This window comes from Xanthomonas sp. LMG 12460, from assembly GCF_009192895.1.
Lineage (GTDB): Bacteria > Pseudomonadota > Gammaproteobacteria > Xanthomonadales > Xanthomonadaceae > Xanthomonas_A > Xanthomonas_A sontii.
In genome coordinates this window covers 63,075-74,553 of record NZ_NKUH01000027.1, presented here as the reverse complement: position 1 = coordinate 74,553, position 11,479 = coordinate 63,075, and the positions used below count along the sequence as shown (strand labels likewise).

Genomic DNA, 11,479 nt, shown 5'->3' with positions numbered 1-11,479 from the left:
CCCATGAGAGGCTGGCGCCCTGCCGTCCTCGGTCCAACAACCGAGAACTCGCACGCGGCGACACTCCAACCGTCTCCCTGGTGAAATTAGCGCTGTGGAACCACCCGATCCCATCCCGAACTCGGAAGTGAAACGCAGCTGCGCCGATGGTAGTGTGGCTCAAGCCATGCGAGAGTAGGTCATCGCCAGGGGCTTTACCCCAAATCCCCGTCCCCACAAGGACGGGGATTTTTTATTGCGCGTGGAAAAAAGCCAACCCGACCCCGCGGCGACATGCCACCCGGGGGCTGCGCGCCGTACCCTCACCCCAGCCCCTCTCCCGGCGGGAGAGGGGCTCGGTTCCTCCACGGCCTCCTGGGCGTCTGTTGTCGACAAGCGGCAACCCGGCCTACGAGCATCTGCCTGCCAAGGCCTACTGCACGATCGAACCGACTCTGCGTCCAAAGTGGACAGAGCATGTAGGCGATCCTGTGACTGGTCATTGGATGCATTACGCGCACTTCCTGTTGCGCGTTTCTCATCGATTGCAGATCCGCTCATGTGCAATCTGCCGATGAATGCCGGTCGGCGCGTCCACATGTCACCGTCAAGTGCATTGGCGTTCAGCCGAACATGTGCGCCACTCCGCACTCGGTGAGGCGTTTTGACGACGCGCATCGCACCGTTCCATGTGGCGATGCGTCTCTTTCATGTCCCGCCGCTTAGACTTTTCCACCTCAGGCGACCGCGTAGGCATCGATTGCTCTACATGCGCACCGCCCTTCGGCCCCTTTCACCCACCACGAGGCCTTCCCCATGAGCCAAGCCAATGGATACGCCGCTCAGGCATCCGATCAGCCGCTGACCCCCTTCACCTTCGAGCGCCGTGCGCTCGGTGCGCATGATGTCAGCATCGAGATCCTCTACTGTGGCGTCTGCCACTCGGATCTGCATACCGCCCGCAACGAGTGGCACAACACCCAGTACCCGTCGGTGCCGGGCCATGAAATCGTCGGTCGCATCACCGCGGTGGGCGACCAGGTCAGTGCCTTCAAGGTCGGCGATCTTGCCGGTGTCGGCTGCATGGTCGACAGCTGTCGGCATTGTGCTTCCTGTGCCGATGGCGAGGAGCAGTACTGCGAGAACGGCTTCGTCGGCACCTACAACGGTCCGATGTTCGGCGGCGAGAACACGTATGGCGGCTACTCCGATCACATCGTGGTCGACGAGAAATACACGCTGCATATTCGCCACGATGCCGAGCAACTGGCGGCGGTTGCGCCGCTGCTGTGCGCCGGCATCACCACGTATTCCCCGCTGAATCACTGGAAGGTCGGCCCGGGCAAGAAGGTTGGCATCGTTGGGCTGGGCGGCCTCGGGCACATGGGCGTGAAGATTGCCCATGCGATGGGCGCGCACGTGGTGCTGTTCACCACCTCGGCCGGCAAGCGCGAGGATGCGCTGCGCCTGGGCGCGAACGAGGTGGTGGTGTCGAAGAACGCCGAGGAGATGGCAGCGCACACCAACAGCTTCGATTTCATCCTCAACACGGTCGCGGCCCCGCACGATCTGGATGCGTTCCTGACCCTGCTCAAGCGCGACGGCACCATGACCCTGGTCGGCGCGCCGGCCGAGCCGCATCCGTCGCCGACGGTGTTCAACCTGATCATGAAGCGGCGCCAGCTGGCCGGTTCGCTGATCGGTGGCATTCGCGAAACGCAGGAGATGCTGGATTTCTGCGCCAAGCACGGCATCGTGTCCGACATCGAAACGATCGAGATGGCGCAGATCAACGAGGCCTACGAGCGCATGCTCAAGGGCGACGTGAAGTACCGCTTCGTCATCGACATGGCCAGCCTGGCGCATACCAAGCAGGCCGCCTGAGCCGACGGCGACCGTGGCGGTCAGCCGCCGCGGTCACGTCAGGCGTCATCGTCATCCCATGAAAGCCCGGGGAGCGCATGCCCGGGCTTTTCTGTAGCGGTGGCACTCGTCGCGACCGAAGTGCTCTGCACGTGGGCTTCCGATCGGCATTCGAGGCGCTCGGAAGACGTCCGGCGACCGCGCACCGCTGCGTACGGTAAGCGCTTTGCACGAGGTGGTGGCAGCGACGATGCCCGGTGCGCCGCGCGACCGATGCGGGTAGAGACGACAACGGCGCCGAAGCGCCGCTGCCATGACACTAAGGAAGCCGCCGCCTACTTGCCGGCGGCAGGCTCGGCCGCCGGCAACGACGTCGGCCTGCCCATCATCTTGTCGCGTGCGGCCTTGAACGGATTGTCCGCGTACCAGTTCGGCCAGCTGTCGCCGGCGGCCAGTTCCTTGCCAACGCCGTACACCGCCTGCAGGTCGTCCATCACGCCGTCGAGCTTCCAGGTCGCCGGGTCGTACTCGTCGGCTGGCGTGTGGTAGCGCTTGGCGTACTCGGCTGCCGCACGGCGTCCTGCTTCGATGCCACCGTCGACCAGGTCTTCGCCGCCGTCGATGTACAGCGCGGGCACGCCGGCCTTGGCGAAGTTGAAGTGATCCGAACGGAAGTAGAACCCGCTCTGCGGCGCGTCTTCGGCGTGCAGCACACGGCCTTGCGCGGCCGCGATCGGCTTGAGCAGGTCTTCCAGTTGCGAGCTGCCGAACCCGTTGACCACCAGGTCCTTGGCGCGCCCGGCCACCGGCATCGCATCGAGGTTGATGACGCCGGCGATCTTGTTCAGCGGGAAGGTCGGATGCGCCACGTAGTACTTGGAACCGAGCAGCCCCGATTCCTCCAGCGTCACCGCCAGGAACACTACCGAACGCTCGGGCTTGGGCTGCTGGTGCGCGAACGCCTCGGCGATTTCCAGGATGCCGGCCACGCCGGTGGCGTTGTCGACCGCGCCGTTGTAGATATTGTCGCCGGGCTCGCCCTCGTGCTTGCCCAGGTGATCCCAGTGCGCCATGTACAGCACCGCCTCGTCGGCGCGGCTGCTGCCGGGCAGCACCCCGACCACGTTGCGCGAGGTCTTCTCGGCGATGGTGCTCTTCAGGTCCACCGAGAGCTTGGCCTTCAGCGGGATCGGCTTGAAGCCGCGCTTGCTGGCGTCCTTGTAGGCCTGCGCCAGATCCAGGCCGGCATCGGCGAACAGTTGCTTGGCCGCCTCGGCGGTGAGCCAGCCCTGCACCGGAATGCGCGGCTCCGGATCGTCCTTCGCCGGCAGGTCGTACTGCGCGCCGGACCAGGAGTTCTTGACCACGTCCCAGCCATAGCTGGCGCCGGGCGTGTCGTGCACGATCAACGCGGCGGCGGCGCCCTTGCGCGCGGCTTCCTCGAACTTGTAGGTCCAGCGCCCGTAGTAGGTCATGCGCTTGCCTTCGAACAGGCTGCCATCGCCGGTGTGGAAGCCGGGGTCGTTGACGAACATCACCACGGTCTTGCCCTTCCAGTCCTGGCCGGCGTAGTCGTTCCACTTCTGCTCCGGCGCGTCCACGCCGTAGCCGACAAAGACCATGTCGCTGCCAGTGAGCTTGACCTCGGGCTGACCGGTACGCGTGCCCACCACCATGTCGCTGCCGAAGGCGAGCTGTCGCGCAGCGCCGTCGTGGGTAATGGTGAGCGTGGTGCCGGGTGCCGCGGTGGTCTCGGTCATCGCCACGTCCTGGAACCAGCTGTCGCCGTTGCCGGGCTGCAGACCGATGCGCTGCATCTGATCACGGATGTAGGCGACCGTCTTGTCTTCGCCAGGCGTACCCGGACCGCGGCCTTCGAAGGCATCGGAGGACAGCGTCTTGACCAGTTCCGCGAAGTCCGCCGGTGCGATTCCGGTGGAGAACGCGTGCGTGGGCGCCGCAGCGGGCGCGGGCGCCGCGGCCGGTGGCGCGGTGTCGGCGGCCGGGGCAGGCGCTTCGCGTTTGCACGCGGTCAGCGCTGCGGCTGCGGCCAGGCACAGCACGAGCTTGCGGGACATGGGGGCTCCTGATGGCGAGGGAACCCCGGATTCTATAGGCAAGCCGCACGCGCCCGGGCGGGCGCGTCGTCGCGGCACGGCTCAGTTGTTCGGCGCGGTGTCGCCGTCGAAGGGCAGCGCGGTGGCGCCGGTGATCGGCCCGGTCTTGGCGCTGCGGTGCACGTACAGGGTCACTTCGCGCTCGAAGCGCAGCGGGCCGTCCACCACCGCACGCGGGCCGACGATGACCCGCGGCTTGCGCGTCGGCTTGAACGACATGCTGAAACTGGGCTTGTTGATCGAAATGCCGCCACCGACATGCGAATCGTGGCCGACGGTGATGTCGCCGTTGACCGTCTCGATGCCCTTGTCCAACTGCGTGGCGACCAGGCCGATGCTGCCGTTGACGCTCTCGATGCCGCCGCCGACGCGGCCGCCGCGGTCGACGAAGATGCCGCCGTTGACGGTTTCGATGGAACCGGCGACCTGTGCGCGCTCGCCGAGGGTGATGCCGCCGTTGACCGTGGACAAGCCCTTGGTCTGCGCGCCGTCGGCGACCTTGACGCTGCCGTTGACCGTTTCCACGCTGCCCACCTGGGCGCCGGACTGGACGGTGATGCTGCCGTTGACCGTTTCCAGATCGCCGTACTGCTTGCCGGCGTCGGCAGTGATGCTGCCGTTGACCTTGCTGATGCCTTCGCCCGCGAACGCCGGGCCGGCCGTCAGGGCCAGCGCCAGCACAACCGCCAGATGCATGCGTTTCATCCTTCACCTCCCGGGCGCCGGCGATGCGGCCGCAATCAATCGTGGGGCGATCACAACACGCTTCGCTACAATCCACACCTGCCTGAAGTCACTGGACCCTCGCTTGCCCGCAGCCGCGCCTGTTCCATCGCATTCCGCCGCGCCCCGCGCGGCCGAGCGGCGTGCGCTCGTGCACTGGCGCGGCCTTGTGCGCCGCCTGCTGGCGCTGACGTGGCTGCTGGCCGCCGGCGTAGCCGCGGCGCAGAACCCGCGCGAGGCCGAGAAGCGCCTGGAAAAGGTGCGCAGCGAGCTGAAGAGCGTGGCCGAGGAGCGCCGGCAACTGGAAGGCAAGCGCGGCGACGCCGCACGCCAGTTGCGCGAGGCCGACGAAAAGGTCGCCGTCACCGGCCGCAGTCTGGCGCAGACGCAACAGGCGCTGCAGCGGCACCAGCAGACCCTGGCCGAGCTCGAGCGCAAGCGCGATGGCCTGCGCAGTGGCTTGACGCGCCAGCGCGCCGAACTGGCGCAGCTGCTGCGGGCGGCCTATGCCATCGGCGGCAATGCGCCGCTGAAGCTGTTGCTGGCGCAGGACCGCGTGGCCGATGCCAACCGCCTGCTGGCGTATCACCGTTATCTGCAGCGCGAGCGCGCGCAGCGCATCGCGACCTTGACCCACGAGTTGCAGGCGCTGGAACAGGTGCAGCGCGAGGTCGTCGAACAGAAGCAGCAACTGAGCGAGGCCCAGCGCCGCCAGCAGGAACAGGCCCAGGCGCTGCAGCGCGACCGCAAGCAGCGCGCCAGCGTGGTCTCGGAACTGGACCAGCGCTACCAGGACCGCAGCGAACGCGAGAAGGCGCTGGGCCAGGATGCCAAGGCGCTGGAAACCCTGCTCGCCAACCTGCGTGCCGCCGCCGCCCGCGCCGAGGCCGAGCGCCGCGCCGCGGCCAGGCGCGAGGCGGCCGAACAGGCGGCGCAGGCCAAGGCCGCGGCGAAGGCCGGGCGTGGCGGCGGCAAGATACCGCCCAAGGTGGTCGCCTCGGCACCGCCGCTGAAGGTCGGTGGCCTGGGCTGGCCGCTGTCGGGCGACCTGATCGCGCGCTACGGCGGCAGGCTGCCCGATGGGCGTACCAGCAGCGGCGTGCTGATCGCCGCGCCCGCCGGCAGCACCGTCACCGCGGTCGCCGACGGCACGGTGGTGTTCTCCGACTGGATGACCGGCTACGGCATGATCCTGATCGTGGACCACGGCAATGGCTACATGAGCCTGTACGCGCACAACGACACCCTGCTGCGCGACGCGGGCGCCAAGGTCAAGCGCGGCGATGCGGTGGCCAAGGTCGGCAATTCCGGCGGGCAGGGCCGTCCGGCGCTGTACTTCGAACTGCGTCGCAATGGTCAGCCGGTGGATCCGGCGTCGTGGCTGCAGCGCCGCTGAGCCACGCGGCTGCGGCGCGTTCAACGCGAATTTAGCTCGGCTTCGCGCATAATCCGGACAACCGCGCCGTGCACGGTGCGGGTCTTCCCCAATCGGAGTGCTTCATGCGCGTAGTCCTGTCCGCAGCCCTGTTGCTCGCTCTGGCGCCGCTGCCGTCGATGGCGCAACGCGCCGAGGCGCAGACGCCCACGGCCCCGGCGGCCAGCGCCGACGATCCGGATTCCACCGAATCGGCCAGTGCCAAGGTGCCGCTGGACGAGATCCGCCGCTACGTGGCGGTCTACAACGCGGTGAAGGAAGCCTACGTCGATCCGGTCGACGACAAGAAGCTGATGCAGTCCGCCATCCGCGGCCTGCTGCTGGACCTGGATCCGCACAGCACGTATTTCAGCAAGGAAGACGCCGAAGCCTTCGACGAGCAGACCAGCGGCGCCTACGACGGCATCGGCGTGGAGTTGCTGCAGCTGCCGGACAACACGCTCAAGGTGGTGTCGCCGATCGACGACACGCCTGCCGCGCGCGCCGGCCTGCGCTCGGGCGACATCATCATCGCCATCGACGGCAAGCCGATCAGCGCGGTCAAGGCGATGGAGCCGCTGCGCGGCGAGCCGGGCAGCAAGGTCGTACTGACCATCGCCCGCGACAAGGTCGCCAAGCCGTTCGACGTGACCCTGACCCGGCAGACCATCCGCGTGGCCAGCGTGCGCAGCCGCATGCTCGAACCCGGCTACGGCTACATCCGCATCAGCACCTTCCAGGCCGACACCGGCGCCGATTTCCACAAGCAGTTGCAGCAGTTGCAGGCGCAGGCCGGCGGCAAGCTGCGCGGCCTGGTGCTGGACCTGCGCAGCAATCCGGGCGGCCTGCTGACCGCGGCGGTGCAGGTGGCCGACGACGTGCTCGACAAGGGCACCATCGTCAGCACCCGCGGGCGCATCTCGGTCAGCGATTCCAAGTTCGACGCCACCCCCGGCGACCTGCTCAACGGCGCGCCGATGGTGGTGCTGGTGGATGCCGGTTCGGCCAGCGCCTCGGAAGTGCTGGCCGGTGCGCTGCGCGACAACAAGCGCGCGCGCATCGTCGGCAGCCGCACCTTCGGCAAGGGTTCGGTGCAGACCGTGCTGCCGCTGGACAATGGCGACTCGGTCAAGCTGACCACGGCGCGGTACTACACCCCCAGCGGCAAGTCGATCCAGGCCAGCGGCATCGTGCCCGACGTGGTGCTGCATCCGGAGGCCAGCGCGGACGATGCCGACAAGCCGGCGGCGATCGCCGACTACAGCGAAGCGACCCTGCCGGGCCACCTGCATGGCGACGACGAGGGCGCCGAGGGCTACACCGCCGGCGACGTGCTGCCGGGCGACGGCCCGATCGCGCAGGCGCTGGCCGAACTGAAGCAGCCCGGCGCGGTGGCGCGGGCGGCCTCGGCGGCACCGGCCGGCAAGGGCAAGGCCAAGCCGGCGCACAAGCCGGCGGGCGCGGCGCCGAAGGCCGCCCCGGCGAAGCAGCCGGCGGCGGAACCGGCCAAGCCCGAGCCTGCCAAGACCGAGTCCGACAAGACCGGCTCCGACAAGACCGAGCCTGCGCCGGCCTCCGGCACCTGAGCCGACGGCGGCCCACCTCGCCATCGCGCGCGGCGTGGCCGCTGCGCGGCGGCGGTGGCCAGCCGCTCAGTCGGCGACGCTGAGGACCTCTGGATTGGCCAGCCGCTGCGGCGCATCGGCGGCGAAGGCCAGCACGTTGTCGAAGGCGGCGCCGAAATACAGGTCGTAGCTGCCCTGTTCGACGTAGCCCAGGTGCGGCGTCGCCAGCACCCGCGGATGCCGCAGCAGCGGATGCCGCGGATCCAGCACCGGCTCCTGTTCGAACACGTCCAGCGCTGCCTGTCCCGGGCGTCCGGCGTCCAGCGCGGCCAGCAGCGCGCCGGGCGCGATGAGTTCGGCACGGCTGGTGTTGACCAGCAGCGCATCGGGTTTCATCCGCAGCAGGTCGTCCAGTCCGATCTGGTGGCGGGTGGCCGCGACCAGCCGGCGATGCAGGCTGAGCACATCGCTCTCGGCGAACAACGCCTCGCGGCTGGCGGCGACCGCGAAGCCGTCGGCGCGCGCCTGCGCACAACTGTCCTCGCTCCCCCATACCTGCACGCGCATGCCGAAGGCGCGGCCGTAGGCGGCGACGCGGCGGCCGATCTTGCCGTAACTCCAGATGCCCAGGGTCAGTCCGTCCAGGCTGCGGCCCAGCTGCGCATCGCCGGTGGCCTGCCAGTGCCCGGCCCGCAGCGCATCGCGGTAAGCGGGCAGGCGCCGGCTGGCGGCCATCAGCAGCGCCCAGGTCAGTTCCGCCGGTGCCAACGGTGAACCGACGCCTTCGGCCACGGCCACGCCGCGCGCGGTGCAGGCGGCCAGGTCGATGTGTTCGCCGATCCGCCCGGTCTGGCTGATCAGGCGCAGCTTCGGCAGGCGCGCCAGCAGGGCGGCGTCGATACGGGTGCGCTCGCGGATCAGCACCAGCGCCTCGGCCTCGGCGGCGTGCCGAACGAAGGTCTCGCGATCGGGCGCCAGCGCGGTCAGCACCCGCACGTTGTGCGCCTGCAGCCGCGCGAAGCAGGGCAGGTGGCGCACCGCATCCTGATAGTCGTCGGCGATCAGGATGCGCATCGGCTCAGCGTGGCTTGCCGGGCATCGGGAACGGCGTGACCACCTTCTCGCCGGTGGCCGCGTCGCGGATCGTCGATTGGCCCTTCTTCTCCACTTCCTCGATGCGCACGATGCTCTGCATCGGCAGATGCAGCGTCTTGGTGTCGCCGAACTCCTCGCGCAGGCGTTCCTCGGTGGGATCGATCACCAGCCCGTCGTGCACGTCGAACACCAGCGTGCCGATCTCGGTGAAGCCCCACAGATGGCTGCTGCCCACGTGCTGGCAGTACAGCTCGTAGACCTTGCCGTGGTTGAGGAAGGTCACTTTGTACAGATGCTTGAACATGCGCGCAGTATACGGGCGCCGTTGCCGCAGGCGGCTCAGAAGCCCTTGCGCTTGCGCAGCCGCCGCGCGATCGCCGCGCGCACGTACAGCCCGTAGATCATGCCGAAGGCGAAGCCGGCCAGGTGCGCCGACCACGCCACCATGCCGAAGGCCGGGCCGATGTAGGCGAACACCACCTGCAGCGCCGCCCAGGTGCCGATCAGCAGCGAGGCCGGGGCGCGCACGAATTCCAGGAACAGCCCCAGCGGCAGCACCACGCCGAGCTTGGCTCGCGGGAACAGCGCCAGGTAGGTGCCGATCAGCGCCGAGACCGCGCCGCTGGCGCCGATGATCACCCGGTCCGGGGTGCCGACCGCGAACACCGCGGCCAGGTTGGAAATCGCCCCGCCGCCCAGGAACAGCAGCAGGAACCGCCACGGCCCCAGCACGCGTTCGGCGGGCAGGCCGAAGATCAGCAGGAACACCAGGTTGCCGAGCAGGTGCGACCAGTCGGCGTGCAGGAACAGCGCGGTGAACAGGCGCAGCACGCTGCCGTCCTGCACCGTGGCCAGCCAGTCGCGCGGGCTGCCCACCCCGGCCGAGAGCGCGCCCCAGTCCAGCCACAGGGTCGCGCGGGCCTCGTCGGGGCGGCTGATCGACCACAGGAAGGCCAGCCACATCGCCGCGAACAACAACGGCGTGGCCCAGCGCAGCGTGGTGCGTTCGCGGGAGGGGATGGAAACGAACATGCGAGGGAACGGGGGAGCCGGAGACCGCCAGGGACGCCACGATAACGACTTCATCCGGCTGAACGCACGCCGACTCCACACGAAGCTGAACGCATCATGTCGTTATTGTTTAGTTAACGGTGCGGGGTATACTCGCATACGGCGTCGTATGTCGGGAGGGGACTCCGGCGCGCATTCCTGGACCATTCCGGCCCGGGAATGCGCAGGCGCGAACACAGACACTCGTCTTCCGGAGAAAGCTAGCCATGCAAAACGCAACCCAGTTCGTCCGTTTCACCGCTCTGGCCGTCGGCATCGTCGGCGCGCTGGCCATGGGCCAGGCGCACGGCGCCGCGTTCCAGCTCAAGGAGAACAGCGCCAAGGGTCTGGGCCGCGCCTTCGCCGGCTCCGGTAGCGCCCCCGGCGATGCCTCGATCATCGCCGTGAACCCGGCCGGCATGCGCCAGCTCGACGGCAAGGTGTTCCAGGCCGACGTCAGCGCCATCCAGTTCTCGGCCAAGTACCAGGGCAACGGCGGCACCTACGCCAATGGCCAGCCGATCTCCGGTGGCCGTGGCGGCGACGCCGGCATGATCGCGCCGGTTCCGGCCGCGTACTTCCACATGCCGTTCGGCGAAAACAACAACATGCACTTCGGCACCTCGCTGACCGTGCCGTTCGGCTTCAAGACCGAATACGACCGCGACTGGGTCGGCCGCTACAACGGCGTGAAGACCGAGCTGCAGGCGATCGACCTGAACTTCGCCTTCTCCTACGACGTCAACCCGTACGTATCCTTCGGCGCGTCCGTGTTCGCCGAGCGCCTGGACATCGAACTGACCAACGCCATCGACTTCGGCACCGTCCTGGCCTCGCGCCGCGTGCCGGGCTTCGCGCCGGGCAGCGCCGACGGTTTCTCGCGCATCAAGGGCGACAACACCGCGGTCGGCTTCACCCTGGGCGGCCTGTTCAGCGTCGACGAGCACACCCACATCGGCTTCAGCTACCGCTCGCAGGTCGAGCACAAGATCACCGACGGCGACGCCGACTTCACCGTGCCGGGCAATGCCGCCACCGTGCTGGCCTTCGCCGCGCCGGGCACCTTCGTCGACACCAAGGGCCGCGCCACCGTCAAGCTGCCGGCCAGCGCCACCGCCAGCTTCACCCACGACATCAACGAGCAGTGGACGGTGATGGCCGACGTCACCCGCACCGCCTGGAGCAAGTTCGACAAGGTCACCGTCGACTTCGCCTCCAACCAGCCCGACAGCGTGCTGGACTTCTCGTACCGCGACACCACCTTCGTGTCGCTGGGCGCCGACTACCGCATGAGCGACACGCTGACCCTGCGTGGCGGCCTGGCCTACGACCAGACCCCGACCACCGACCAGCACCGCGACGTGCGCGTGCCGGACGCGAGCCGCAAGTGGGTCTCGCTGGGTCTGACCTGGAAGCCGTCCGAGCAGACCGAGTACAGCTTCGGCTACACCCACCTGTTCACCAACGATCCGAGCATCGCCACCACCAGCGCCACCGGCAACCGCCTGGTCGGCGACTACGACGTGAGCGGCAACGTGCTGGCGGCCTCGGTCAACTACAAGTTCTGATCGCAGGCGCTTCGCAGTTCCACGAAAAAGCCCCGCTTCGGCGGGGCTTTTTTTATGCCTGTCCGCAGCGTGCGCTGCGCGCTGCGGCAGGCGGCGCTCGGCGCA

At 68.4% G+C, this 11,479-nt stretch carries 9 protein-coding genes and 1 rRNA gene; 5 read left to right on the top strand and 5 right to left on the bottom strand.

Translation table 11 applies throughout. The features are described 5' to 3' along the window. Positions 1-76 precede the first annotated feature (76 nt). Positions 77-191, top strand: a 5S ribosomal RNA gene (rrf, locus tag CEK66_RS06725). 604 nt (positions 192-795) lie between these two features. Next, complete coding sequence (locus CEK66_RS06720; RefSeq protein WP_152236365.1) at positions 796-1,863, top strand: NAD(P)-dependent alcohol dehydrogenase; 1,068 nt, start codon at positions 796-798, stop codon at positions 1,861-1,863. A gap of 314 nt (positions 1,864-2,177) precedes the next feature. Here the strand turns inward: CEK66_RS06720 and CEK66_RS06715 are convergent, their stop codons facing one another. Then, positions 2,178-3,920 (bottom strand): M28 family metallopeptidase, encoded by a 1,743-nt coding sequence (locus CEK66_RS06715; RefSeq protein ID WP_152236364.1) that lies wholly within the window; start codon positions 3,918-3,920, stop codon positions 2,178-2,180. A gap of 81 nt (positions 3,921-4,001) precedes the next feature. After that, on the bottom strand, positions 4,002-4,664 hold the full coding sequence (locus tag CEK66_RS06710; protein ID WP_017908044.1) for a hypothetical protein: 663 nt from the start codon (positions 4,662-4,664) through the stop codon (positions 4,002-4,004). Positions 4,665-4,851: 187 nt separating this feature from the next. Between CEK66_RS06710 and CEK66_RS06705 the strand changes: the two genes are divergently transcribed. Together CEK66_RS06705 and CEK66_RS06700 are read left to right on the top strand one after the other, a co-directional pair. Continuing rightward, entirely contained in the window at positions 4,852-6,078 is a 1,227-nt protein-coding gene (locus CEK66_RS06705) for a peptidoglycan DD-metalloendopeptidase family protein (RefSeq protein WP_226978517.1), read from the top strand. Between the two features lie 104 nt (positions 6,079-6,182). Next, on the top strand, positions 6,183-7,682 hold the full coding sequence (locus tag CEK66_RS06700; protein WP_152236362.1) for a S41 family peptidase: 1,500 nt from the start codon (positions 6,183-6,185) through the stop codon (positions 7,680-7,682). A 66-nt stretch (positions 7,683-7,748) separates the two neighbouring features. Here the strand turns inward: CEK66_RS06700 and CEK66_RS06695 are convergent, their stop codons facing one another. From CEK66_RS06695 to CEK66_RS06685, 3 genes are read right to left on the bottom strand one after another with little or no spacing between them, the layout of a single operon-like run. Then, positions 7,749-8,735: a D-2-hydroxyacid dehydrogenase family protein gene (locus CEK66_RS06695; RefSeq protein WP_152236361.1), complete on the bottom strand. Its 987-nt coding sequence runs from the start codon at positions 8,733-8,735 to the stop codon at positions 7,749-7,751. 4 nt (positions 8,736-8,739) lie between these two features. Continuing rightward, entirely contained in the window at positions 8,740-9,060 is a 321-nt protein-coding gene (locus CEK66_RS06690) for a DUF1820 family protein (protein WP_017908048.1), read from the bottom strand. Between the two features lie 35 nt (positions 9,061-9,095). Then, entirely contained in the window at positions 9,096-9,788 is a 693-nt protein-coding gene (locus CEK66_RS06685; protein WP_043094361.1) for a rhomboid family intramembrane serine protease, read from the bottom strand. A 245-nt stretch (positions 9,789-10,033) separates the two neighbouring features. On the opposite strand from CEK66_RS06685, the gene CEK66_RS06680 reads away from it, so the two are divergent. Beyond that, positions 10,034-11,374, top strand: coding sequence for an outer membrane protein transport protein (locus CEK66_RS06680; protein WP_043094362.1), 1,341 nt, complete (start codon positions 10,034-10,036; stop codon positions 11,372-11,374). Positions 11,375-11,479 lie beyond the last annotated feature (105 nt).